Here is a 23,303-nt window from a genome sequence, read left to right on the forward strand (position 1 = left end):
CCCCTGCCCGTCTACACCCAGCCGCCGCCGCCCGCCGACGGCTATATCTGGGTGCCCGGCTACTGGAGCCTGAACCGCAACGGCTATTTCTGGGTGCCGGGCGCCTGGGTGCTGGCGCCATACACCGGCGCGCTGTGGACGCCGGGCTACTGGGGTTTCGTGGACGGCATCTATCTGTGGCACGCCGGCTACTGGGGGCCGCACATCGGCTTCTACGGCGGCATCAACTACGGCTTCGGTTATATCGGCATCGGTTTCGTGGGCGGCTACTGGGATCACGACCGCTACTTCTACAACCGCGCCGTGACCAATGTGAACGTCACCCACATCACCAATGTGTATACGCACAATGTGGTGGTCAACAACATCGACAACCGCCGCATCAGCTACAACGGCGGTCCGAACGGCATCCGGCGCATGGCCGACCCGCGCGAGGCCGCCGCGCGCAACGAAGCCCACATTCCGCCCACCGCCGCGCAGCGCAACTTCGCGCGCTCGGCGGGCGCCGACCGAGGGCAGTTCTTCCAGCACAACCAGGGCCGCCCGCCGCAGGCCTTCGTGGACCATGGCCCGGCGCCGGGCGCGGGACCGCGTCCCGGCGGCGCGCCGAATGCCGGCCCGGGACAGCGCCCCATGGGCGGGCCAAATGCTGGAGGGCCGAATGCGGGCGGACCGAATCGAGGCGGACCGAACCCCGGCGCGCCGCAAGCCGGCCGGCCCAATCCGGCCGGCCTGAACGCCGCCGGCTTCAACCAGGGGCCCGCCGCCCCTGCGCAGCGCCCAGGCGGCAACGGCCAGCCAGGCCAGCACAACAACGATCGCCCCGCGCAGGGACCGACGGCCTCGCCCAATCCCCGGCCGCAGTTCCAGGCGCCGGCGGCCGCCCCGCAAGCCCAGGGCGCGCCCGGGGCATCGCCGCGCATGCAGCGGCCCGAGCACGGCCCCGACAATCTGGCGCAACCCGTGCGCCACGATCGCCCGCAGCCGGCGCGCGTCGAAGCCCCCCGTCCGCCGCCCGCGCGCATGGAAGCGCCCCGTCCGCAGCCGGCGGCCAGCGCGCCGCATCCATCCAGGCCGCCGGAACAACGGCACGGCGAGGAACGCGGCGGCGGCGAACGGCGCGGCAGGGAGTAAGCCCCGTCCGGCTTCGCGGCCAGGCGCTGGACCCTGGCCGCGCGCGACGCTACAGTGACTCCGGCTCGCCGTGCTCGACGCGCCCCTTCCTTACATCCTGCTTCCGGAGTTCGCCATGAATCGCCTCGTCGCCCGCCTGCTGCTTTGCGGCTTACTCGCCAGCCCCGCCGTCCACGCCGCGCTGCCCGCCGGCGCGCCCGCGCCGGACTTCAGCACGCAGGCCTCGCTAGGCGGACAGGTCTATGCCTTCAAGCTGAACGAAGCGCTCAAGCAGGGGCCGGTGGTGCTGTATTTCTTCCCCGCCGCTTTCACGCAGGGCTGCACGATCGAGGCGCACAACTTCGCCGAGGCGACCGATGAATACAAGGCGCTGGGCGCGACGGTGATCGGCGTGTCCACCGACAACATCGACACGCTGAACAAGTTCTCGGTCAGCGAATGCCGGGGCAAGTTCGCGGTGGCCGCCGATGGCGACGGCAAGATCATGAAATCCTACGACGCGGTGCACGACCGCCGGCCCGAGATGGCCCAGCGCGTGTCCTATGTGATTTCGCCGGCCGGCAAGGTGCTGTATTCGTACACCGACATGAGTCCCGAACACCATGTCGCCAACACGCTGCGCGCGTTGCGTGAGTGGAAGGCCGGCAAGCTCTGAGCGCATCTGGCCGCCGCAAGGCAAGCGGCGGCGTGCGGTCAGGCTAGGCCCAGGGCCAGACCGTGGGATGCGTGCCCGGCGGACAGGACGGCCGGGTCCAACGCGCCGGCGTCCGCGAGAACTGCGCGGCGTGGCGCAAGGCGACCAGTTCGCCGAAGCCCGACGCTTCCGTTTGCAGGTAGGCATCGATGGCCGGCATGGGCGTGGCCAGCCCGCCCTCGATGCGACCCAGGCCGCGCAGCCAGTGCGCGGTCTGCGCCAGCGACACGCGCACATGCCAGCTGCCGCCCTCGGTGGCCTGACGCGCCAGCGCGGCCTGCGCGGCGAAGGCCATCAGATAGCCGGAAGCGTGGTCCAGGATCTGCATGGGCAGCGGCTTGGGCGTCGGCTGCCCGGCGGCCTGGGCTTCGGCATGATTGAAGCCGGACGCGGTCTGCACCAATGAGTCGAAGCCCCTGCGCCTGGCCCAGGGGCCATGCTCGCCGTAGGCCGACAGCGACACATAGACGATGCCCGGCCGGATGCGCGCCGCGTCCTGCGGGCCGAAGCCCTGCGCCGCCATGGCGCCGGGCCGGTAGCCCTGCACGAACACGTGCGCGCTGCGCAGCAGGTTGCCCAGCGCGATGCGGCCGTCGGCCGTGTCCAGGTCGGCGAACACGGACAGCTTGCCCCGGCTGGTGTCGATGATGTTGTCGATGTTCGGCAGATTCGGGGAATTCACCAGCATCACGTCGGCGCCATAGGCGGCCAGCGCGCGGCCGCAGACCGGGCCGGCGATGATGCGGGTCAGGTCGAGCACGCGGATGTCCGTGAGCGGGCGCGGATCCTGACCATACTTGGGCAAGGGACGCGGATCGGCCTCGCCGATGCGTTCCAGCGTGAACAGCGGCTGCGCGGCAACGGCCTGCCCTTGCGGATGATGATCCCATTCATCGAAGCTGCGCATGGCGGCGACCACCATGCCGGCGTCGGCGGCGGCCTGTTCGAAGTCGACGGCGGTCCAGCGCGCCAGCGCCCGCTCGACGGCCGCGCGGGTCGTGCCTTCGCCCGGCGGGCAGCCCAGCAGGGCAAGCGCGCCGTCGCGGTGGTGGGGGAAGTTGGCGTGGATGCGGACCCAGCCGCCGTCGCCGCAGCGATAGGCGCCCGTGATCGGATCGAACGGATCGAGCGTGACGCCGTTGATGCGAAAGTAGCTGCGGCATTCCTGGGCCGCGTGCAGCATGTCGACGCTGACCTGCTGACGCGCGCCGCCGCGCAGATGCCAGATCTCGGCGGCGGCCAGCGCGGCGGCAGCCATGCTGGTTTGCGCCGCCTGTCCGACGGCGAAGGACGAAGGCAGGACGGGATCGGCGCCGGTCAGCGACACCTGCGCCAGCGCTTCATCGGGCATGCCGGCCGCTTGCCAGAGCGCCTGCAGGACATTGCGCGATGTGCAGCCGGAGGAGGAGCGTCCCTTCAGGAAGGACGGGCGGAGGTCCATCAGATTTCCCATGGCGTCAGTCATCTTGCGGTGGTCGTCGTTCCGATTACATTGCCCAAGGTCCGGTCCGTCAATACGCGAACGGCGCGAGCGTGTTTCATGGTTTGACCAGATACCGCCGCCCGCGTGCATCGCGCCCGATCGGCCGGTCACATCTGCTCGTAGTTTTTACATCGGCTGCCAGGCAGCCGCGCTGGCGGCGAACCGAAGCGCGCGCGGGATAGAATGCCAGCCTTGCCGCGGACCGGCATGAACCCACGCCCCTACGCCCTGGAACGTCCCATGCATACGCTGTTCTGGCTGCGCACCGATCTGCGCGCGCACGACAATCCCGCCCTGGCCGCCGCCGCGCGTGACGGCACGGTCACAGCGCTGTTCCTCGCAGCGCCCGGACAATGGAAACTGCATGGCGACGCGCCGGCCAAGGTCGACTTCTGGCTGCGCAACCTGCATGCGCTGTCGCGCGACCTGCAGGCCCTGGGCATCCCCCTGAAGCTGTTGACGGTGAACGACTGGCGCGAGGCGCCGGATGCCATCGCGCGCTTCTGCGCGGACCACGGCATCGCGCGGGTCCACGCCAACGCGGAGTGGGGCCTGAACGAGCGCCGCCGCGACGAGGCCGTGGCCACCGCGCTGGGCGAAGCCGACGTGGAATGGACCCTGCACCAGGGCGGCACGCTGCTGCCGCCGGGCTCGGTGCTGGCCGGCAAGGGCGAGTGCTACCGCGTCTACACGCCCTATGCGCGCGCCTGCCGCGAGAAGCTGCGCAGCGCGCCGCTGGCGGCAGTCGCCGCGCCCCGTCCGCAGACGCCGCCGGCCTGGAGCGCGGACGCGCTGCCGAACCGCTTCGACGGCTTCGACCCGCCTTCGGACGCGGTGCGCGCGCTCTGGCCCGCCGGCGAGGATGCCGCCGGCGAGCGGCTGGCCGGCTTTGTCGACGAGGCCATCGAGTCCTACCAGGGCGACCGCGACTTCCCGTCGCGACCCGGCACGAGTTGCCTGTCGCCCTATCTGGCCGCCGGCGTGCTGTCGGCCGGCCAGGCGCTGCGCGCGGCGCAGGCGGCGAACCTGGGCGAGCTGGACAGCGGCAAGGCCGGCATCGCCACCTGGATCAATGAACTGCTGTGGCGCGAGTTCTACCAGCACCTGCTGGCCGCCTATCCCGAGCTGTCGATGCACCGGCCCATGAAGCCGGAAACCGCCCACGTGCCGTGGCGCGACGCGCCCGAGGACCTGCTCGCCTGGCAGGAAGGCAGGACCGGCATCCCCATCGTCGACGCCGCCATGCGCCAGCTGCTGGCGCTGGGCTGGATGCACAACCGGCTGCGCATGGTGACGGCGATGTTCCTGTCAAAAAACCTGCTGATCGACTGGCGCCTGGGCGAAGCCTGGTTCATGGCGCATCTGGTGGACGGCGACCTGGCCGCCAACAACGGCGGCTGGCAATGGAGCGCGTCCACTGGCGCCGACGCGGTGCCCTACTTCCGCGTGTTCAATCCGCTGTCGCAATCGCGCAAGTTCGATCCGGACGGCGTGTTCCTGCGCGAATGGCTGCCCGAGTTGGCGCACCTGCCCGGCGACGCCATCCACGACCCCAGCCCGATGGAGCGCGCGGCCGCCGGCTACCCGGCGCCCATCGTGGACCTGGCCGGCAGCCGGCTGCGCGCGCTGGAAGCGTTCGGCAATCTGCCGCGCGCCTGAACCGGCGGGCATCGCGCGCCGGTTCCAGGGTCCGAGGCGCGCCAATACCGCGCCGCCGGGACGCGCCCCTTGCCGCGCACCCAAAGCCGACCATCACATCACGCCGCGCCTCGCTCCGCGCATTTACGTTTTGCATAATTTTCAAATATCTTGACCTAAATCAAGATCGCCCTGGCGTCCGTCCCCGATGATCCGGCTGCAACTCGCCAACGCCCATCACAGGACGACAGACGCATGCGCAACAACCAGCCGGTGTACGACCAGGAATACACGCTGCACGATGAGCAGTATCTGATTTCCCGCACGGATGCGCGCGGCCGCATCATCTACGCCAACCCGGCGTTCGTTGAGGTCAGCGGTTTCTCGCGCGAAGAGCTGGTGGGCTCGGCCCACAACATCGTGCGCCATCCCGACATGCCGGAAGAGGCCTTCGCCGACCTCTGGCGCACCATCCAGCGCGGCGATTCGTGGACCGGCGTGGTCAAGAACCGGCGCAAGGACGGCGGCTATTACTGGGTGCTGGCCAACGTCACGCCCATCATGGAGCGCGGCGAGACCATCTGCTACGCCTCGGTGCGCGTCAAGCCCACGCGCGAGCAGGTCGAGGCCGCCGAGGCGGTCTATGCGCGGCTGCGCAGCGGCGCGCGCGGCGTTCGCCTGAGCGCGGGCCAGCCCAAGCCCACCGGGCTGCGCGGCCTGCTGGCGCGGCTGATGCTGTGGCGCCTGACGGGCGTGCGCTCGCGCATGCTGGCCTGGGCCTGCCTGGCCTGCGCGCTGTTCCTGGGCGCGTCCGGCGTGGCCATCGCCGCGCTGTATGACAGCATGGACACGCGCGAGCTGGCCGCCGCCGGCGCGCTGCTGGCCGCCGGCGTGGCGCTGATCTTCGCCTCGGGGTGGGGCTTCGCGCGCTCCATCACCGGCCTGCTGGTCACGGCCACCGATTTCACCCGGCAGATCGCGGCGGGCAATCTCAGCACGCCGCTGCCGCCGGCCAGCCTGCGCGACGAGATCGGCGCGCTGAAGTTCTCGCTGGAAGTGATGCGCAAGAGCCTGGTCAGCATCACCCGCGACGTGCACCAGGGCATCGAGAGCGCGCTGCATTCGGCCACCGAGATCGCCGACGGCAACGCCGACCTGTCGGCGCACACGCAGCGCCAGGCGGCCTCGCTGGAAGAAGCCGCCGCCAGCATGGCGCAGCTGGCGTCCACCGTGAAGCAGAACGCGTCCAGCGCCTTCGAGGCCGACCAGAAGGCCGGCCAGGCCACCGACGTGGCGCGGCGCGGCGGCGAGGTGGTGGGCGACGCGGTCCAGGCCATGCAGGGCATCGTGCAGAGCACGTCGCGGATTTCGGAGATCGTCGGCATCATCGACGGCATCGCCTTCCAGACCAACATCCTGGCGCTCAATGCCGCCGTGGAGGCCGCCCGGGCCGGCGGCGCCGGCAAGGGTTTCGCGGTGGTGGCGGCCGAGGTGCGCAGCCTGGCGCAGAAAAGCGGCACGGCGGCGCGCGAGATCAAGGAACTGATCGAGACATCCAACCAGCGGGTGGCCGAAGGCGTGCGCCACGTGGAGCGCGCCGGCGACGCCATGCTGGACATCGAGACATCCGTGAAGCAGGTGACGCAGATCGTCAACGAGATCGCCGCCATCTCGTCCGAGCAGCACACCGGCATCGACAACGTCAGCCGCACCATTTCCGAGACCGACACCGCGGCGCAGCGCAACGCGGCGCGGGTGGAACAGGCCAGCCTGGCGGTGGACAATCTGCGCACGCGCGGCGCGCACTTGCGCCATGCCATCGAGGTGTTCAGGGTTGCCGGCGCCCAGGGCGCCATGCCCAGGCGTCCCATTGCGCAGGCCGAGCCCCTGCCCTCGCCGCGCAGGCAGATTCCGCTGCTGGAACGGCAGCTGCCCTGAAAACAGGCGGGAACCTTCGCCCGCCGCCCGTTACCCACGCTCTTTACCCCGAAGCGTGACATGCAAGCCAACGCCGCCACCGAGCTGAGGGACTGGATCGAGCAGATCGAATCCGCGCTGGGAGTCATCATCAGCGCCACCGACGAAGGGGCGTTCAGCCTGTATACGCGCGGCGACCGCGCCATCTTGATCGAGCCGGTGCGCGGGCAGCCGGCATTGGTGCTGACGGGCGCCTTGTCGGAAACCGACGAGACCATGTCCGCCAACCTGTTCCGGGCCTTGCTCGCGGCCAACGTGGTGCCCGGCATGGCCTATCCCAGCAGCATCGGGCTGCATCCTGCGGAACAGACCCTGATACTGCGCCTGCTGTGGGCACCGGCGCAGGACGATTGGCGGGGCGAGGCCTTTCTTGAGCTGCTTGCGGCCTTTGGCATGCAGGTCGATGCGCTGGCCGGCGCCATTGCCAGCCGCCAGATCGAGAGCCTGCTCGCGCAGGCGGAAGATCTGCCTGAGCCGGCCTTGTCTGACGAAGTCCAGCAGTTCATTTGATCGGGGAAACGCGATATGAGCACGCCGTTCAACAATATAGGCGCCAGCCTTATCCCTGTGTTCAATACCCACGCCAGCGCGACCGAATCGCAGCGCGGCGCGGGCGACGCGCAAAAGACGCTCAGCGATTCGGCCAGCGCAATGAATGCGGTCGGCGAAGCGTTCGTGCAGAAGGACACGCCGAAACATCTCTTCGGCCTCGTGCAGCGCCAGCTCGGCATCGGCAGCGCCACGCTCGGCTTCGTCAAGGGCTGCCAGGAAGGAGACGCGGGCGCCGTGATCTCCTCTGGCTCCACCCTGGCCAGCGGAATCGTCAAGGGTCCGCTGACGGACGCAATGAAAGAGACGCTGGATGTGTCCACGCCCAAGAAGCCGCCGGGCATCAAGTTCGGCCTGATCGCCGACTCGGTGGAAATGATCGTGGATATCGGCAAGGGCGTGCAACAGAACGACCTGAAGCAGGTCGCGCTGAGCAGCGTGAAACTGGGCGCGCACGTGCTGACCAAGGGCAGCCCGTTCGCCATGCTGACGCTGAACCTGGGCATGGATGCCGTCGACACCATCGCGAAGGATCCGCAGGGCTATTCACGCTATCTCAACCAGACGCGGCAGCTGGCGCGCGCGGGCGCGACGCTCGACGACGCGTTCGGCGGCCCGGTCTAGGCTTGCTTGTCCAGCCGCTTCATGAAGACCTGCAGTTCCTTCACCACCTGCTGGTCGCCGCGCGCCCGCGCCGCTTCCAGGCCGGACTCCCAGGCCGCGCGCGCGCCGGCCTTGTCGCCCTGCCCCAGGCAGGCCTTGCCCAGCCACTTCCAGGCCACCGAATAGTCGGGATCGAATTCCAGCGCCACGCGCAGATGCCTTTCGGCGTCGCCGTAGCAGTCCTGCTCGGCGTAGGCCTTGCCCAGCGAGAAGCGCAGCAGCATGTTGTCCGTACCCTTGGCCAGCATGGCCTCCAGGCGTTCGGTCATTCCTTGCATGGTCGGGCTCCTTGTGCGTGCGGCGGTGGCGTCAGCGACATCATAGGCGGGCGGCGCGGATAAATCGGCAATGGCCCCGCTTGATACAGGGATAGCGCGTCGGCCGGACAGCCCTGCCCGCGCCCTGCCGGCCCGGCGACAACCATCCGTTTCCGTGCGTTTCAAGTCGCGGCGAAACGGGAATGTCCGGGCGATGATCGCGTCATATGCTTGATCGCGCGCCCTTTTCCTGGTGTCCGTCCATGCCCATCTTGCACCGCCGCATTCTGCCGTGTCTTGCCCCCCTCCTGCTGCTGCCGCTGGCGGCCGCCGCGCTGGCCCAGCCGCCGGCGGCGGACCCGGCGCGCGAGGCCGCGCTGGTCAACCGCATCACCTGGGGCGCCACGCCGGCCGAGCTGGCCCGCATCCGCGAACTGGGGCCGGAGCGCTATCTCCAGGCCCAACTGCACCCCGCCCCCGGCGCCGCCCTGCCGCCCGAGGTCCAGCGGCGCATCGACGCCCTGCCGATCTCGCGGCAGTCGGACGAGGATGCGCAGGCCGAACAGCGCCGGCTGCGCCAGGACGCCAAGGACCAGACGTCCGACGCCCGGGTCCAGGCGCAGCGGGACGCGCGCGTGATCGCCCGCGACCGCGCCGACGCCACGGCCGACCGCGCGGTCTGGCGCGCGTTGTACTCGCCCAACCAGCTGCAGGAGCAGATGACCTGGTTCTGGATGAACCACTTCAACGTCTACGCCCCCAAGGGCGACGTGGGCGCCTTCATCGGCAGCTATGAAGACCGCGCCATCCGGGCGCACGCGCTCGGCAAGTTCCGCGACCTGCTGGCCGCGACCATCCGCTCGCCGGCCATGCTGCTGTACCTGGACAATGCGCAGAACGCGGCCGGCAAGATCAACGAGAACTATGCGCGCGAGCTGATGGAGCTGCACACGCTGGGCGTGAAAGGCGGCTATACGCAGACGGACGTGCAGGAGCTGGCGCGCATCCTCACCGGCCTGGGCATCGGCCGGCCCGACGAGCCGCCCAAGCTGCGGCCCGAGCTGCGCGCGCAGGTGGTGCAGGACGGGCTGTTCCTGTTCAATCCGGCGCGCCACGACTACGGCGACAAGCAGTTCCTGGGCCACCGCATCGCCGGCGCCGGCCTGGCAGAAGTCGACCAGGCCGTGGATCTGCTGGCGCGCCATCCGGCCACCGCCCATTTCATCAGCGCCAAGCTGGTGGCCTATTTCCTGGGCGACGCGCCGCCGCCCGCGCTGGTCGACAGGATGGCCCGCACCTTCCTGGCCAGCGACGGCGACATCGCCGCCGTGCTGCAGACGCTGTACGCCTCGCCCGAATTCGCGCGCTCGCTGGACGCCGGCGTGTTCAAGGACCCGGTGCACTATGTGTATTCGTCGCTGCGGCTGGCCTATGCCGGCATGCCGACCATCGTCAATCCCCGGCCCGCGCTGAACCTGCTGCGCCAGCTCGGCCAGCCGCTGAACCAGCGCCTCACGCCCGACGGCTACCCGCTGGCGCAATCGGACTGGGCCGGCCCCGGCCAGATGACGGCGCGCTTCGAGACGGCGCGCGCGATCGCCGCGGCGCCGCCGAACTTCTACCGCGATCCCGCCGAGAACCCGCAGCAGCAGCAGCAGCAGCAGCAGCAGCAGACGCCGCAGCCGCCCTCGCCGCGCCTGCCCGACCTGCTCAAGGCCTATGCCGGCACCGGGCTGTTCGACCGGCTGTCGCCCGACACGCGCCAGGCGCTGGCGCAGGCCGCCAATCCGCGCGACGTCAATACCTACCTGCTGGCCTCGCCGGAATTCATGCGGCGCTAGTCCCCGCCCGCACAACACGGCCCCGTCCGCCCCGGAGATCCTCATGCACCGTCGCCGCCTGCTCCAACTCATGGCCGCCGCCCCCTTCGCGCTGGGCGCCGGCCGCCTCTACGCCGCGCCGGCCGCGCGGGACAACCGGCTGCTGGTCGTATTCATGCGCGGCGCCTACGACGCCGCCAGCCTGCTGGTGCCGGCCGCCAGCGACTTCTATTACGAGTCGCGGCCCACCATCGCCATCCCCCGCCCCGGCAGCGGCGCCGACGCCGCGCTGCCGCTGGCCGACGGCTGGGCGCTGCATCCCGCGCTGGCCGCCAGCCTGATGCCGTTCTACCAGCGCCGCGAGCTGGCCTTCCTGCCCTTCGCCGGCACCGAGGACACCAGCCGCAGCCATTTCGAGACGCAGAACCGCATCGAGCTGGGCCAGGGGTTGGACAAGGGCGGCGCAGGCTACGGCTCGGGCTTTCTGAACCGGCTGGCGGGCGTGCTGGGCGATGAGCGCGGACAGGCCGCCGCCTTCACCGAGGACGTGCCGCAGATCTGCCGGGGCGCGGCCCACGTGCCCAACGTGGACCTGGGCGGCGCCAGCCGCCAGTCGCGGCTGAACGACAAGGACAACCAGGCCATCGCGTCCATGTACCGGCGCACCGAGCTGAACGCGACCGTGGCCGAGGGCCAGCGCATCATGAGCGCGGCGCGCCAGGAAATGGACGCGGAGATGCAGGCCGCCAACGGCAACGCCGTGTCGGCCGACCGGCTCGAACAGGAGGCGCGACGCATCGCCCGCTTCATGCGCGACCAATACAACCTGGGCTTCGTCGACGTGGGCGGCTGGGACACCCACGTGGGCCAGGGCGGCGCCAGCGGCGCGCTGGCCACGCGGCTGGGCCAGCTGGGACGCGCGCTGGCGGCCTACGCCGACGCCATGGGCGATGCCTGGAAGCGGACCACGGTGGTGGTCATCAGCGAATTCGGCCGCACCTTCCGCGAGAACGGCAACAAGGGCACCGACCATGGCCACGGCACCGTGTACTGGGTGATGGGCGGCGCGGTGCGCGGCGGGCGCATCGCCGGCCGCCAGGTCGAGGTGCGCCGCGACACGCTGTTCCAGGACCGCGACTACCCGGTGCTGAACGAGTACCGCGCCGTCTTCGCCGGCCTGTTCGCGCGCCTGTACGGACTGGACGCGGCGCGGCTGGCGCAGGTGTTTCCGGGCGTGCGGCCGCTGGACCTGAAACTGGTCTGAACGCGGCCGCAAGCCCGCCAGCCCGGCCGGGACAAAGGCTGATTTCCACGATGCCGACAGGGCATTGCTCGCGACGCGGCGACGCCTTGTTCTAGAATTCGTGGGTTTCCCATGCCGCCAGGCCCCTTTCCCAGGGCCGCGCCCTTCCCGGCTCTTTCCATGCCCTTGCACCTCATCGCGCTGGCCGCCGCCGCTTTCGGCATCGGCACCAGCGAATTCGTCATCATGGGCCTGCTGCCCGACGTGGCCGCCGACCTGGGCGTGTCGATCGACATCGCCGGCCTCTTGATCACCGGCTACGCCATGGGCGTGGTGATCGGCGCGCCCATCATGGCCATCATCACCGCCCGGCTGCCGCGCAAGACCACGCTGATCGGGCTGGCCAGCACCTTCGTGATCGGCAACCTGCTGTGCGCGCTGGCGCCCGGCTACGCCACGTTGATGGCGGCGCGCGTGTTCACGGCCTTCTGCCACGGCGCCTTCTTCGGCATCGGCGCGGTGGTGGCCGCCGACCTGGTGCCGCGCAACCAGCGCTCCAGCGCCATCGCGCTGATGTTCACCGGCCTGACGCTGGCCAATGTGCTGGGCGTGCCGCTGGGCACGGCGCTGGGCCAGGCCGCCGGCTGGCGCTCGACCTTCTGGGTGGTCAGCGGCATCGGCCTGATCGCGGTGGCGGCGCTGGCGGCCTGGCTGCCGGCCCGCATCCCCATGCAGGCCGGCAACATCCTGCGCGAATTCAAGGTGCTGCGTGATCCGCGCGTGCTGTGGCCGCTGGCCGCCAGCGCGCTGGCCTCGGCCGCGCTGTTTTGTGTGCTGACCTATATCGCGCCGCTGCTGCGCGACGTGACCGGCGTGTCCGAGCGCGGCGTCACTGGCGTGCTGCTGCTGTTCGGCGTGGCGCTGACCGTGGGCAGCACGCTGGGCGGCCGGCTAGGCGACCGCAACCTGGAATTCTGGCTGACGCGCATGTTCGCGGGGCTGGTGCTGGTGTTCCTGGCGCTGTCGCAGGCGGTGCACGCGCTGGCGCCCATGCTGGCGCTGGTATTCGTCTGGGGCACGCTGGGCTTCGCGCTGGTGCCGCTGCTGCAGACGCTGATCGTGGACCAGGCGGCCGAAGCGCCCAACCTGGCGTCCACGCTGAACCAGGGCGCGTTCAACCTGGGCAACGCCGGCGGCGCCTGGCTGGGCAGCATGGCGCTGGGCAGCGGCCTGCCGCTGACCGGCCTGCCCTGGATGTCCGCCGCCATCGCGGCGGCGGCGCTGCTGCTGACGCTGTGGGGCACCCGCCGCCACGGCCGCCGCGCGGCTACACTGGCCGGACAAGCCGGCGGCGAAGCCCTGCCGCTGCGCTCGAACGCCTGACCAGGAGTCCCCATGAGCACGATCTACGATTTCTCCGCCCGCGGCATCGACGGCACCGAGCAAGCGTTGGACCAGTATCGAGGCCGCGTGCTGCTGGTCGTGAACGTGGCGTCCAAGTGCGGTTTCACGCCGCAGTACGCCGGCCTGGAAACGCTGTACCAGGCGCACCGCGACGCCGGCCTGACGGTGCTGGGCTTTCCCTGCGACCAGTTCGGCCACCAGGAGCCGGGCTCCGAGGAAGAGATCCGCGCCTTCTGCTCCACCAAGTACGACGTCAGCTTCCCGCTGCACGCCAAGATCGAGGTCAACGGCGCCAACGCGCACCCGCTGTACCGCTGGCTCAAGGGCGAGAAGCCCGGCGTCTTCGGCACCGAGGGCATCAAGTGGAACTTCACCAAGTTCCTGGTGGGCCGCGATGGCCAGGTGATCCGGCGCTACGCGCCCACGGACACGCCGACCGGGATCGAGAAGGACATCCTGCGGGCCCTGGCTGCGCCGGCGGGCTGAGATCGCCAGATCCTCGACGCAAGCCGGCCAGAGCCGGCGTCAGCCGCGTCTGGCGGGATCGAGCGCGATGGCGGCAAGGTCCACATACCGGAACTCGGACCGGGCCCGGTCGACCGCGTCCATGTCCAGCGTGACGGTCAGGGCCTGCGGCTGCTCCGTGCTGGCGATCGCGAGCACGCGCCCGAACGGATCGGCCACCTGGCTTTCGCCGCTGAACGTGTACCGGTCGCCCGCGCCCACCCGATTGGCCATGAGCACATACACCTGGTTTTCCAGGGCCCGGACCGGAACGACGCGACGGTGCACATGCCCATGGGGCTTCATCATGCCGTCCAGCACGAGGATGATTTCAGCGCCCTTGTTCGCCAGCATGCGCGCGGTCTCGGGGAATTCGATGTCGAAGCAGATCAGCAGGCCCACGCGGATGCCGTTCCAGCGGCATACGGGAAACTCGGCGCCAGGCTTGAACACCCCAAGGTCGGACTCATAAAGGTGCGTCTTGCGGTAGCTGAGAAGCAGCCCGCCCTCGTGATCGATCAGCACGGCGGTATTGTAGAAACGCTCGCCGTCGCGTTCGGCCAGCCCGATCGCCACGCTGACGCCGGCCTGCCGGGCGGCGTCCCGCAGCGCGGAAAGGGATGGCCCATCCAGCGGCTCCGCCAGCCGGGCCACGTTCTGCGGCGTGGGAAAGCCCGGGATGTATGTTTCGGAGAAGACCACCAGATCCACCTGACCGGCGCACTGCGCGATGAGGGCGAGCGCCTGATTCAGATTGGCGGCGACGTCGCCATCGCCCAGGGTCGACTGGATCAGACGGATGCGAGGCCCGTTCATTGCTCGATCTCCGCGATGTGTTGGGCCATCGACGCCAGGTCGCTGTCGCGGATGCCCGCGATGACGCGCTCTTCCGCGCGCAGGTCGATGGAACGACCCAGCGCGAGGTAGACCGATCCGGCGACGAGCAGGCCGACCAGCCAGGCGATATCCACGCCGTGCATCCGTTGCGCGAAATACCCCACGAAAATGGCCTGCCCCGACGCGGCATCGACGATATGGAAGAACGGCACCATGCTGGCGAAGCCGATCAGATAGGCGGCGATGCCGCGCGCCTGCCAGGCGCCATAGATGCCCTTCGGCGTGAAGAAATGCGGGATCGCATAGCGTCCCTTGCGGACCAGGAAATAGTCGACCAGGTTCACCGCCGTCCAGGGCACCAGGAAATAAAGCAGCAGCACGAGGAACGTGCTCAGCAGCGCGATGCCATTGCCCCGGGCCAGCAGCGCGCAGGCAAGCAGGACGCCGCTGATGGCCAGTACCGCCGCAACGCGCGCGCCTCGGGTCGGCCGGATCCTGCGGAACGAATCCACGGCGGTCAACAGCGTCAGCATCGCGCTGTATGTGTTCAGCGCGATCACCGGCAGGAAGCCCGCCACCGACACGATGACGAAAACCCGGCCCAGGCCGGGATACAGGGCCGAGCCCACATCATTCAACGCCACCAGGGCATCCGACGCTTGCAGCCGTTGCGCGAGCCAGGCGCCCAGGCCGATCATCCAGGCGCCGGACAGCGACGCCCCCAGGAAGATCGCGGCGATCAGCCTTGCCCGGCGGGTATCCCGGGGCAGATAGCGCGAGTAGTCGGACACGTAGGGCGCATACGAGATGTTGTAGCTGGCGCTGATCGCGAACTGCGTCAGGAACGCCACCCAGCTGAATCCGGGATACGCCGGCGCGGCCGCCGGGCCGTGGCCGACGCCCAGGGCCAGCGCGACGGTCGCCAGCGCATACAGCGGCAGCGTGGCCATCAGCGCCCACTTGAATGCGCGGTGCATCAGGTCGTGCCCGTAGATCGCCAGCAGGCCGCCCGCGACGACGACGGCGATCGCCACGGCGGCGGGATCCAGTCCGAAGACCAGATTCAGGCCGCCCATGATGAGCGAGACGTTGACCACATTGAAGCCGACGAATACGAACAGCGTGGCCGCCAGCGCCAGCGCGACGCCTCGGTAGCCGAACTGCGCGCGCGACTGGATCATCTGCGGCAGCCCCATCTCCGGCCCCTGCGATCCATGGAATGCCATGAAGACCGTGCCGAACATGACGCCCAGCGCGCCGGCAAGCGCGGTCCACGCCGCCGACAGCCCCATGCCCGGCCCGACGAAGCCGATCGAGATCGTGAAGAAGTGGAGATTTCCCAGAAACCAGAACGGCCCCTGGCTGCGCAGCTTTGCGCGCCGCTCGTGCCCGGGGATGTAGTCGATCGATCGGCTTTCTATCCCGCGCCCCAATTCCGGGCCGGCGAGGCTCGCGCTGTGTGGTGCATCCATGTTGGGCAATGTCCTGGCCAGGAAGCGCTCTGACCGGGCTCGCCGACGATTCGGTTTGCGGGCAGAGGCAGTGGTCGGCATTACGCTAGGCCCACCGCGACGGACAGGCCATGGGATGTTTCTGAATTCACTGGCAGGATTTGTCGGACTTTGCATCCGAAATGGCTCGCTCCCTGGCGCCAGGGATCGGCGGATCGGCTCAGCCATGAAATCGCTGAACGAACTGCAGACGCCGACGGCCAGGCCGTTGCAGGAATAGGCTGCGCTAGCTGGCTGCCGATACGGCGTCGCGGAGCAGTTCGGGAAGATCGGGGTTGCCTTCGAAGCGATCCATGGTCAGCACGACATCGCGCCGTGTGCCGGCGTGCCGGATGTCTGGCAAGGCCAGGGCGTTGACGCTGCGGTCACGGGCAATATAGAGCAGGTCGCGAGCACCTGGAGATCGGTTGAAACGTTCCCAGTCTAGCGAATAGCCGCAGGCCTGCGCGAGTTGGCGGGTGAAAATGCGCAGGCTTCGGCTATTGCCGTCGCGAAACGGATGAGCATAATCCAGCTCCGCATAAAGATTTCCGAGCGCCCGCACGAACTTGGCCAAAGGTAGCCTGGACAACGTGGCAGGCCTGGCTTCGGCAAGCATGTGGTCCATGCGAGCCAGGGCGATATCATCCATGCGCGAATACGCGACGCAAGACGGTGCGTCGACAGTTTCAAGTCGACGGTTCTTGATCCAATCCAGCCCATCCGGCACGGCGGGCCGATACTGCCCGGGCGTGACATCATCGAATCCCAATGCGGGCAGATCCTGGAAAAGCCGTCGGTTTATCTCCCGTAAATGCGCGGCGTCGAAATCGCCAGCCACAGGCGTAAGCAGAAGCTCGACGCTGCGCTGGAAAACATGCCGGCGCTCCAGCGCGTGGCGCGCCTGCGGCGTCAAATCAGGAGCTTCGCGGTTGGTCATGCAACTGAGCTGCGACGAATTCGGCCAAATCGATTTCACCGTCTATGAAGCGTTGCGCATGGACTTCGTCTGCCGGAGTCAGCACGAAACCTTCCAGGCCGACGTTGGCACGCGAAAACTCGACCGCAGCTTGCCGCCGCTGGCGCTCAGCGGCAGTGATCAATGGCTTTGGCGGCAGGGTGCGGACGATGTACTCGCGCATGAGCTCGCGCAAGACCTGCGCGGCAGGCCGGTGCTCGGTTTCAACGGCGCGATGGAAGTCGTCGCGCAACTCGGTCTCGACCCGGAAAGTGACGGTGGATTCTTTCACGCTAAGGACTCCGGCATGAGGTTCTCTGAAGCCAATTTTAATGTCATTGCATTGTGCAGACAATGTAATGACATTTCCCTCCCGCCAAGCAGCCTGCGAGCCAGCCGCCCTCACCGCAACGGCGGCAACCTGCGCCGCACCGTGCGCGCCTTGACGATGGACGTGTTGGTCTCGGCGTATTCCGTCACCCGCTCCAGGATCCCGTCCAGGTGCGAGATCGAGCGCAGCACCAGCCGGGCGATGAAGCAGTCGTCGCCCGTGACCTTGTCGCATTCGATGAAATCCGGGATCTCCTGGATCAGCCCTTCCACGTGCCGCAGCTGGCCCGGCAAGGGGCGGATGCGGACGATGGCTTCCAGCGTGTAGCCCAGCGCGACCGGGTCCACGTCGACGGTATAGGCGCGGATCACGCCGGAATCTTCCAGGCGCCGCAGCCGGTCCGCCACGCTGGGCGCCGACATGCCGACCTGGCGCGCGAGGTCGGCGGTGGTGGTGCGGGCATTGGCCGACAGCATCTCCACCAGGCGGCGGTCGATACCGTCCAGGACCGGGTTTTCATTCTTTAGGTCGTTTTGCATATATTCCACCTAAAAGAAGGTTGGAAAATAAAAATGCCGAAACCTCATCATATAACCAGCTTTATCTGCCTGGGATAATTTCTCCATCAAACATCAGCGCCGGCACCCTGTCCGGCTGGAGAGATCATCATGAACCCGAATTCCGAACGCGTGGGCCTGGCGCAGATGGCCGCGGCCATGACCCTGTCGGGCACCTTGGGCGTGTTCGTGCTGGAGTCCGGGCAGAGCGCCTGGAACGTGGTGTTCTTCCGTTGCCTGTTCGGCGCGCTGTCGCTGCTGGCGTATTGCTGGGCGCGCGGCCTGCTGCGGCCCGGACTGTACACGCGCCGCACGCTGGCCCTGGCGCTGGCGGCCGGCGCCGCGCTGGTGCTGAACTGGGTGCTGTTGTTCTCGGCCTACCGGCTGGCCTCGATCTCGCTGGCCACGGCGGTCTACAACGTGCAGCCCTTCTTCCTGATCGGGCTGGGCGTGCTGTTCCTGGGCGAGCGGCCCAGCGCCGGCAAGCTGGCCTGGTCGCTGGTGGCCTTCGCCGGCCTGCTGCTGGTGCTGCGACTGTGGGACGCGCGCGCCGACGGCGGCGACTACCTGGCCGGCCTGGCGCTGGGCCTGGGCGCGGCCGCGCTGTATGGCGTCACCGCCGTCATCGTCAAGCGCCTGAAGGCGATACCGCCGCAGGTGCTGGCGCTGACGCAGGTGACGCTGGGCGCCGTCATGCTGCTGCCCATGGCCGATTTCAGCGCCCTGCCCGCCTCGCCGCTGCAATGGAGCTACCTGGTCGCGCTGGGGCTGGTCCATACCTGCCTGATGTACATCCTGATGTATTCCGCCATCCAGAAGCTGCCGACCACGTCCACCGCCGCGCTCAGCTTCATCTATCCGGCCGTGGCCATCCTGCTGGACCTGCTGGTGTACGGCCATCGCATGGACATGGCGCAGATCGCCGGCGTGGCGCTGATCTTCCTGGCCGCCGCCGGCGTCAGCCTGAACTGGAGCTGGCGCCTGCCGCGCGGCCGCGCCGGCCCCCGGGGGGGGCCCCGGGCGCACCGCGCCCTGACCGCAAAGGACACCCGCCATGATCGATCTCTATTACTGGACCACCCCCAACGGCCACAAGATCACGCTGTTCCTCGAGGAAACCGGCCTGCCGTACCGCATCCATCCGGTGAACATCAGCAAGGGCGACCAGTTCAAGCCCGAGTTCCTGGCCATCGCGCCGAACAACCGCATCCCCGCCATCGTGGACCAGGCGCCGGCCGACGGCGGCGGTCCGCTGTCGCTGTTCGAATCCGGCGCCATTCTGCTGTACCTGGCCGAGAAGACCGGCCGCTTCCTGCCCGCCGACCTGCGCGGCCGCCAGGAAGTGTCGCAATGGCTGTTCTGGCAGATGGGCGGGCTGGGGCCCATGGCCGGGCAGAACCACCATTTCTCGGGCTATGCGCCCGAGCGCATTCCCTATGCCATCGAACGCTACGTCAAGGAAACCAACCGCCTGTACGGCGTGCTGAACAAGCGCCTGGCCGACCGCGAATTCGTGGCCGGCGACTATTCGATCGCCGACATGGCCGCCTATCCCTGGATCGTGCCGCACGCCAAGCAGGGCCAGGACCTGAACGACTTCCCGCACCTGAAGCGCTGGTTCGACGCCATCGCCGCGCGTCCGGCGACCCGGCGCGCCTATGCGCTGGCCGACCAGATCAATACCGCGCCCTCGGTCGGCGACGAGGAATCGCGCCGCATCCTGTTCGGCCAGACCGCGCAGAACGTAGCGCGCTGAGAGGTTCGCGATGTCCATTCCAACCCCGCAGTTCCGCCGCGCGCGCGCCGATGACCTGCCCGCCATCGTCGCCCTGCTGGCCGACGACGCGCTGGGCGCCACGCGCGAGGATCCCTCGCTGCCCGTCAACGCCCGCTACCAGGACGCGTTCGCCGCCATCGACCGCGATCCCAACCAGTTCCTGGCCGTGGTTGAGCTGGATTCAAGCATTGCCGGCTGTTTGCAGTTATCGTTCATCCCCGGCCTGTCGCGCCTGGGGTTGTGGCGCGGGCAGATCGAAAGCGTGCGCATCGCCGCCGGACTGCGTGGAGCCGGCCTGGGCCGCGCCATGTTCGAATGGGCAATCGCGCAGTGCCGCGAGCGCGGCTGCGGCCTGGTGCAGCTGACCACCGACCGCGCGCGGCCGGACGCGCGCCGGTTCTACGAGAGCCTGGGCTTCGCGGCCAGCCACGACGGCATGAAACTGAATCTAGAGCATTAGAAAGGAGCGCCCATGCATGGCGAATACAAGGTCCCCGGCGGCAAGCTGGTCGTGGCGGACGTGGAGGTGCGCGATGGCCGGCTGGCCGACGTGCGCATCAGCGGAGACTTTTTCCTGGAGCCGCCCGAGGCGCTGGAAGCGATCAATCGCGGCCTGACCGGCATGCCCGCCGACGCCGGCGAGCTGGAGCTGGCGCTGGCGGTGCAGTCGGCCCTGCCCTCCGACGCCGAGATGTTCGGCTTCTCGGCCGAGGCCGTGGCCGTGACCTTGCGGCGGGCCCTGGCATGAGCGCGAACCGCACCGACTGGAACGACTACGACTGGCAGCTGATCCATGAAGGCCCGCAGCCGCCGGCGCTGCACATGGCGCTGGACGCGGCCATCACCGACGAAGTCGGCGCCGGGCTGCGCCCGCCCACGCTGCGCATCTGGGAATGGGCCGAGCCGGCCGTCGTCATCGGCCGCTTCCAGTCGCTCAAGAACGAGGTCGACCCCGACGGCGCGCAGCGCCACGGCATCACCGTGGTGCGGCGGGTCAGCGGCGGCGGCGCCATGTTCATGGAGCCGGGCAATTCCATCACCTATTCCCTGAGCGTGCCGCAGGCGCTGGTGCAGGGCATGAGCTTCCAGGAGTCCTATGCCTTCCTGGATGCCTGGGTGCTGGAAGCGTTGAAGAGCCTGGGCATCAAGGCCTGGTACCAGCCGCTGAACGACATCGCCTCGGACCTGGGCAAGATCGGCGGCGCGGCGCAGGCGCGGCGTTCCGGCGCGGTGCTGCACCACGTCACCATGGCCTATGACATCGACGCCGATAAAATGGTGGAGGTCCTGCGCATCGGCCGCGAGAAGCTGTCGGACAAAGGCACCACCAGCGCGAAGAAGCGCGTCGACCCGCTGCGCACGCAGACGGGCCTGGCGCGCGCCGACGTGATCCAGCGCATGGTGGACACCTTCGCCGGCCTGCACCGCCTGAGCCCCGGCCAGATCGGCGAGGCGACGCTGGCGCGCGCGCAGGCCCAGGCCGACGAGAAGTTCTCGACGGCCGAGTGGACGGCGGTCGTGCCCTGAGCGCGGTCGCCTTGGTATTGCCCCGTTTTACCTGGAGGTTCCTGTCTATGCGTCGCACGTTCACGCACCGAGGCGCGGCTGGCGTCCTGTCCCTGGCCGCCGCGCTGGGGCTGGCGGGCTGCGGCAGTTCGCCGCCCGCCAACATCACGCTGGCCGCGCCCGCCGCTACGTCTTCAACCCCGGAGAAAGTGGGCGACCTGGCCACCGAGCGCATCAAGTGGGCGTCCAACAAGCCCGACTGCAAGGGCGACTGCCCGCGCATCGAGATCGACAGCGTGGCCTTCCCCGGCATACCCAAGCTGACGGCGCTGGTCGACCACGTGCTGGCCTACATGACCGGCACCGACGCCCAGCGCCGCGGCCCCTATGAAACGCTGTCGGAATACACGCAGTATTTCTGGCAGACCGCGCGTCCGCGCGATGCCACCTACTTCAAGGCGCGCGTGCGCGACACGGTCGGCGGCGTCGTCGCCATCGAGCTGCACACCGAGCAGTTCCTGACGGGTTCGGCCCACGGCATTCCCGCCACCCAGTTCCTGAACTGGGAGCTGGGGCGAGGCCGCGTGATGGCGCTGGACGAGGCGCTGATTCCCGGCCGCCGCGCCGAATACGTGGCCGCGCTGCGCCGGGCCCACGCCAAATGGCTGCAGGGCAACGCCGAGGCCCGCCGCGACCCGGCGGCCTACGACAAGATGTGGCCGTTCCAGGAGAACGACAACTACGCGCTGACCCGCGACGGCATGGTCATCAAGTATCCGGCCTATTCGATCGCGCCTTACGCGCAGGGCGAACCGGAGATCAGCATTCCATACTCGGAACTGCGCGGCATCCTCAAGCCCGAGCTGCTGCCGGCGTCCTGATCGCGTCGGCCTGAGCCCCAGAGGCGGCGCCGGCGGACGGGCCGACGCAAGCGCGCCGGCCGCCCCAATGGAAATCGCCCCTTGCTGAACTGACCCCCGAAGGTTGGAGTTCGTCCAACTTCCGGGGTCAGTTCATTGCGGGGCGATTTCCTTATTGTCTTCCTCCTGCTCCCCGGCGGGGCGCCTGACGGCGTCCCGCCAGTTCGGGTATCACGGATACAGGCCGCGCACCTGACGGGCTTGCAGGATCCGCGTGCACGCCACGATGAAGGCGGCGGTGCGCAGCGTAACCTTGTGCTCGCGCGCCACTTGCGAGATGCCGGCGTAGGCTTCGCGCATGATGCGCTCCAGGCGCTGATTGATCTCGTCCTCGCTCCAGAAGAAGCTGGAGAAGTCCTGCACCCACTCGAAGTACGACACCGTCACGCCGCCGGCGTTGGCCAGCACGTCCGGCACCACGTACACGCCGTGCTCGAACAGGATGTCGTCGGCTTCCGGGGTGGTCGGGCCGTTGGCGCCTTCCACCACGATCTTGGCGCGCACCTTGGCGGCGTTCGCGGCGGTGATCTGGCTTTCCAGGGCGGCCGGGATCAGGAATTCGGTTTCCAGGGTCCAGAACTCGTTCTTGTCCATCGCCTGGCCGCCGGTGAAGCCGCCCACGCCGCCATGCTGCGACACGTGCGACAGCAGCTTGTGCACGTCCAGGCCGGCCGCGTTGTGCACGGTGCCGGTGTGGTCCTGGGCGGCGATGACCTTGGCGCCGGCCTCATGGAACAGGCGGGCGGCGGTGCCGCCGACGTTGCCGAAGCCCTGCACCACCACGCGCGCGCCGGCGACGTTGATGTTCAGGTCGCGCGCGGCTTCGCAGCCCACCACGAACACGCCGCGGCCGGTGGCCTCGACGCGGCCCAGGCTGCCGCCCAGCGCGATCGGCTTGCCGGTCACGACGCCGGTGGCGGTCGAGCCTTCGTTCATGGAGTACGTGTCCATCATCCAGGCCATGGTCTGGGCGTTGGTGTTCACGTCGGGCGCGGGGATGTCCTTGGACGGTCCGATGATCACGCCGATTTCCGAGGTGTAGCGACGCGTCACGCGCTCGAGCTCGGACATGGACAGCGTGCGCGGGTCGACGCGGATGCCGCCCTTGGCGCCGCCGTAGGGCAGGTTCACCGCGGCGTTCTTGATCGACATCCAGGCCGACAGCGCCATGACTTCGGAGAGCGTCACGTCCTGGTGGAAGCGCACGCCGCCCTTGCCCGGGCCGCGCGAGGTGTTGTGCTGCACGCGATAGCCCTCGAAGTGGGCGATCTTGCCGTTGTCCAGCTCGATGGGCACGTCGACGATCAGCGAGCGCTTCGGACGCTTCAGGGTCTCGACCCAGCGCGCCAGCGAACCGAGGTACGGGGTGACCCGGTCGACCTGCTGCAGGTAGTTGCCCCAGGGGCCGAGATCGTCGGCGTTCAGATAAGACGGCAATGCGTGGGTGGGAGTTTGAGACATGAGCTGGCTCTCCTGACAAAGTTGCGCCATTTTATCCACGAAACCTATATCGTCCCCATTTTTAATGAAAATATTTTAAATGGGGACATATATAAATCGG

General features: G+C 68.7%; 23 protein-coding genes and 1 pseudogene. 16 read left to right on the forward strand and 8 right to left on the reverse strand.

All coding sequences use genetic code 11. The features are described 5' to 3' along the window. On the forward strand, positions 1-1,134 hold a 1,134-nt coding region (locus AC6LJ5_RS14730), incomplete at its 5' end, for a YXWGXW repeat-containing protein (protein WP_498140850.1). A 115-nt stretch (positions 1,135-1,249) separates the two neighbouring features. Then, entirely contained in the window at positions 1,250-1,789 is a 540-nt protein-coding gene (locus tag AC6LJ5_RS14735; protein WP_103274135.1) for a peroxiredoxin, read from the forward strand. A 43-nt stretch (positions 1,790-1,832) separates the two neighbouring features. On the opposite strand, the gene AC6LJ5_RS14740 is transcribed toward AC6LJ5_RS14735, so the two are convergent. Beyond that, positions 1,833-3,281, reverse strand: coding sequence for a CoA transferase (locus AC6LJ5_RS14740; protein ID WP_498140851.1), 1,449 nt, complete (start codon positions 3,279-3,281; stop codon positions 1,833-1,835). 237 nt (positions 3,282-3,518) lie between these two features. Here AC6LJ5_RS14740 and phrB point away from each other — a divergent pair, with 237 nt between their 5' ends. The 4 genes from phrB (at position 3,519) to AC6LJ5_RS14760 (ending at position 8,099) form a co-directional block, all read left to right on the forward strand. Next, a complete protein-coding gene (gene phrB, locus AC6LJ5_RS14745; RefSeq protein WP_498140852.1) occupies positions 3,519-4,970 on the forward strand; it encodes a deoxyribodipyrimidine photo-lyase in 1,452 nt (483 codons plus the stop codon). Positions 4,971-5,204: 234 nt separating this feature from the next. Then, positions 5,205-6,887 carry a methyl-accepting chemotaxis protein gene (locus AC6LJ5_RS14750; protein ID WP_498140853.1) on the forward strand — a complete coding sequence of 561 codons (1,683 nt, stop codon included), beginning with the start codon at positions 5,205-5,207 and terminating at the stop codon, positions 6,885-6,887. Positions 6,888-6,947: 60 nt separating this feature from the next. Further along, positions 6,948-7,436, forward strand: coding sequence for a type III secretion system chaperone (locus tag AC6LJ5_RS14755; RefSeq protein WP_498140854.1), 489 nt, complete (start codon positions 6,948-6,950; stop codon positions 7,434-7,436). 15 nt (positions 7,437-7,451) lie between these two features. Next, positions 7,452-8,099, forward strand: coding sequence for a hypothetical protein (locus AC6LJ5_RS14760; RefSeq protein WP_498140855.1), 648 nt, complete (start codon positions 7,452-7,454; stop codon positions 8,097-8,099). Here the strand turns inward: AC6LJ5_RS14760 and AC6LJ5_RS14765 are convergent. Continuing rightward, a complete protein-coding gene (locus tag AC6LJ5_RS14765; protein ID WP_103274129.1) occupies positions 8,096-8,416 on the reverse strand; it encodes a hypothetical protein in 321 nt (106 codons plus the stop codon). The genes AC6LJ5_RS14760 and AC6LJ5_RS14765 overlap by 4 nt on opposite strands. A 242-nt stretch (positions 8,417-8,658) precedes the next feature. On the opposite strand from AC6LJ5_RS14765, the gene AC6LJ5_RS14770 reads away from it, so the two are divergent. The 4 genes from AC6LJ5_RS14770 (at position 8,659) to AC6LJ5_RS14785 (ending at position 13,348) form a co-directional block, all read left to right on the forward strand. Continuing rightward, positions 8,659-10,236, forward strand: coding sequence for a DUF1800 domain-containing protein (locus AC6LJ5_RS14770; RefSeq protein ID WP_498140856.1), 1,578 nt, complete (start codon positions 8,659-8,661; stop codon positions 10,234-10,236). Between the two features lie 43 nt (positions 10,237-10,279). Next, on the forward strand, positions 10,280-11,479 hold the full coding sequence (locus AC6LJ5_RS14775; RefSeq protein ID WP_498140857.1) for a DUF1501 domain-containing protein: 1,200 nt from the start codon (positions 10,280-10,282) through the stop codon (positions 11,477-11,479). Positions 11,480-11,638: 159 nt separating this feature from the next. After that, entirely contained in the window at positions 11,639-12,841 is a 1,203-nt protein-coding gene (locus tag AC6LJ5_RS14780) for an MFS transporter (RefSeq protein WP_498140858.1), read from the forward strand. Positions 12,842-12,853: 12 nt separating this feature from the next. After that, positions 12,854-13,348: a glutathione peroxidase gene (locus tag AC6LJ5_RS14785; protein ID WP_498140859.1), complete on the forward strand. Its 495-nt coding sequence runs from the start codon at positions 12,854-12,856 to the stop codon at positions 13,346-13,348. 39 nt (positions 13,349-13,387) lie between these two features. On the opposite strand, the gene AC6LJ5_RS14790 is transcribed toward AC6LJ5_RS14785, so the two are convergent. The 5 genes from AC6LJ5_RS14790 to AC6LJ5_RS14810 all read right to left on the reverse strand — a co-directional run bounded on the left by AC6LJ5_RS14790 (position 13,388) and on the right by AC6LJ5_RS14810 (position 17,521). Then, the gene (locus AC6LJ5_RS14790; RefSeq protein WP_392409955.1) at positions 13,388-14,182 is read right to left on the reverse strand and encodes a carbon-nitrogen hydrolase family protein; all 795 of its coding nucleotides are present in this window, start codon (positions 14,180-14,182) and stop codon (positions 13,388-13,390) included. Next, positions 14,179-15,675 carry a purine-cytosine permease family protein gene (locus tag AC6LJ5_RS14795; RefSeq protein ID WP_498140860.1) on the reverse strand — a complete coding sequence of 499 codons (1,497 nt, stop codon included), beginning with the start codon at positions 15,673-15,675 and terminating at the stop codon, positions 14,179-14,181. Before AC6LJ5_RS14795 ends, AC6LJ5_RS14790 begins: the two co-directional genes overlap by 4 nt. Positions 15,676-15,940: 265 nt before the next feature. Continuing rightward, positions 15,941-16,633, reverse strand: coding sequence for a Fic family protein (locus AC6LJ5_RS14800; protein WP_498140861.1), 693 nt, complete (start codon positions 16,631-16,633; stop codon positions 15,941-15,943). Next, positions 16,611-16,943, reverse strand: a complete 333-nt coding sequence (locus AC6LJ5_RS14805; protein ID WP_498140862.1) for an antitoxin VbhA family protein — start codon at positions 16,941-16,943, stop codon at positions 16,611-16,613. The genes AC6LJ5_RS14800 and AC6LJ5_RS14805 overlap by 23 nt, the downstream gene beginning before the upstream one ends. A 110-nt stretch (positions 16,944-17,053) precedes the next feature. Then, entirely contained in the window at positions 17,054-17,521 is a 468-nt protein-coding gene (locus AC6LJ5_RS14810) for an Lrp/AsnC family transcriptional regulator (protein WP_103274122.1), read from the reverse strand. A gap of 129 nt (positions 17,522-17,650) precedes the next feature. Here AC6LJ5_RS14810 and AC6LJ5_RS14815 point away from each other — a divergent pair. From AC6LJ5_RS14815 to AC6LJ5_RS14840, 6 genes and pseudogenes are all read left to right on the forward strand, one after another. Continuing rightward, positions 17,651-18,541: pseudogene (locus AC6LJ5_RS14815) on the forward strand (DMT family transporter); the annotation flags it as partial. A 52-nt stretch (positions 18,542-18,593) separates the two neighbouring features. Further along, entirely contained in the window at positions 18,594-19,295 is a 702-nt protein-coding gene (locus AC6LJ5_RS14820; RefSeq protein ID WP_103274120.1) for a glutathione binding-like protein, read from the forward strand. Positions 19,296-19,305: 10 nt separating this feature from the next. Next, complete coding sequence (locus tag AC6LJ5_RS14825) at positions 19,306-19,776, forward strand: GNAT family N-acetyltransferase (protein WP_103274119.1); 471 nt, start codon at positions 19,306-19,308, stop codon at positions 19,774-19,776. Between the two features lie 12 nt (positions 19,777-19,788). After that, positions 19,789-20,064, forward strand: coding sequence for a lipoate-protein ligase small subunit (gene lplB, locus AC6LJ5_RS14830; RefSeq protein WP_103274118.1), 276 nt, complete (start codon positions 19,789-19,791; stop codon positions 20,062-20,064). Continuing rightward, a complete protein-coding gene (locus AC6LJ5_RS14835) occupies positions 20,061-20,843 on the forward strand; it encodes a lipoate--protein ligase family protein (RefSeq protein WP_498140863.1) in 783 nt (260 codons plus the stop codon). The genes lplB and AC6LJ5_RS14835 overlap by 4 nt, the downstream gene beginning before the upstream one ends. Before the next feature lie 47 nt (positions 20,844-20,890). After that, positions 20,891-21,703 carry an RsiV family protein gene (locus tag AC6LJ5_RS14840; protein WP_103274116.1) on the forward strand — a complete coding sequence of 271 codons (813 nt, stop codon included), beginning with the start codon at positions 20,891-20,893 and terminating at the stop codon, positions 21,701-21,703. A 210-nt stretch (positions 21,704-21,913) separates the two neighbouring features. Here the strand turns inward: AC6LJ5_RS14840 and AC6LJ5_RS14845 are convergent, their stop codons facing one another. Further along, positions 21,914-23,203, reverse strand: coding sequence for a Glu/Leu/Phe/Val family dehydrogenase (locus tag AC6LJ5_RS14845; protein WP_103274115.1), 1,290 nt, complete (start codon positions 23,201-23,203; stop codon positions 21,914-21,916). Between the last annotated feature and the right edge of the window lie 100 nt (positions 23,204-23,303).

This window comes from Achromobacter sp. 1011791174, assembly GCF_059760925.1.

Bases quoted from the DNA above. Each gene is read 5' to 3' on its own strand.
- AC6LJ5_RS14735 (WP_103274135.1), top strand. From the start codon at position 1,250: ATGAATCGCCTCGTCGCCCGCCTGCTGCTTTGCGGCTTACTCGCCAGC.
- AC6LJ5_RS14740 (WP_498140851.1), bottom strand. From the start codon at position 3,281: ATGGGAAATCTGATGGACCTCCGCCCGTCCTTCCTGAAGGGACGCTCC.
- phrB (WP_498140852.1), top strand. From the start codon at position 3,519: ATGAACCCACGCCCCTACGCCCTGGAACGTCCCATGCATACGCTGTTC.
- AC6LJ5_RS14750 (WP_498140853.1), top strand. From the start codon at position 5,205: ATGCGCAACAACCAGCCGGTGTACGACCAGGAATACACGCTGCACGAT.
- AC6LJ5_RS14755 (WP_498140854.1), top strand. From the start codon at position 6,948: ATGCAAGCCAACGCCGCCACCGAGCTGAGGGACTGGATCGAGCAGATC.
- AC6LJ5_RS14760 (WP_498140855.1), top strand. From the start codon at position 7,452: ATGAGCACGCCGTTCAACAATATAGGCGCCAGCCTTATCCCTGTGTTC.
- AC6LJ5_RS14765 (WP_103274129.1), bottom strand. From the start codon at position 8,416: ATGCAAGGAATGACCGAACGCCTGGAGGCCATGCTGGCCAAGGGTACG.
- AC6LJ5_RS14770 (WP_498140856.1), top strand. From the start codon at position 8,659: ATGCCCATCTTGCACCGCCGCATTCTGCCGTGTCTTGCCCCCCTCCTG.
- AC6LJ5_RS14775 (WP_498140857.1), top strand. From the start codon at position 10,280: ATGCACCGTCGCCGCCTGCTCCAACTCATGGCCGCCGCCCCCTTCGCG.
- AC6LJ5_RS14780 (WP_498140858.1), top strand. From the start codon at position 11,639: ATGCCCTTGCACCTCATCGCGCTGGCCGCCGCCGCTTTCGGCATCGGC.
- AC6LJ5_RS14785 (WP_498140859.1), top strand. From the start codon at position 12,854: ATGAGCACGATCTACGATTTCTCCGCCCGCGGCATCGACGGCACCGAG.
- AC6LJ5_RS14790 (WP_392409955.1), bottom strand. From the start codon at position 14,182: ATGAACGGGCCTCGCATCCGTCTGATCCAGTCGACCCTGGGCGATGGC.
- AC6LJ5_RS14795 (WP_498140860.1), bottom strand. From the start codon at position 15,675: ATGGATGCACCACACAGCGCGAGCCTCGCCGGCCCGGAATTGGGGCGC.
- AC6LJ5_RS14800 (WP_498140861.1), bottom strand. From the start codon at position 16,633: ATGACCAACCGCGAAGCTCCTGATTTGACGCCGCAGGCGCGCCACGCG.
- AC6LJ5_RS14810 (WP_103274122.1), bottom strand. From the start codon at position 17,521: ATGCAAAACGACCTAAAGAATGAAAACCCGGTCCTGGACGGTATCGAC.
- AC6LJ5_RS14820 (WP_103274120.1), top strand. From the start codon at position 18,594: ATGATCGATCTCTATTACTGGACCACCCCCAACGGCCACAAGATCACG.
- AC6LJ5_RS14825 (WP_103274119.1), top strand. From the start codon at position 19,306: ATGTCCATTCCAACCCCGCAGTTCCGCCGCGCGCGCGCCGATGACCTG.
- lplB (WP_103274118.1), top strand. From the start codon at position 19,789: ATGCATGGCGAATACAAGGTCCCCGGCGGCAAGCTGGTCGTGGCGGAC.
- AC6LJ5_RS14835 (WP_498140863.1), top strand. From the start codon at position 20,061: ATGAGCGCGAACCGCACCGACTGGAACGACTACGACTGGCAGCTGATC.
- AC6LJ5_RS14840 (WP_103274116.1), top strand. From the start codon at position 20,891: ATGCGTCGCACGTTCACGCACCGAGGCGCGGCTGGCGTCCTGTCCCTG.
- AC6LJ5_RS14845 (WP_103274115.1), bottom strand. From the start codon at position 23,203: ATGTCTCAAACTCCCACCCACGCATTGCCGTCTTATCTGAACGCCGAC.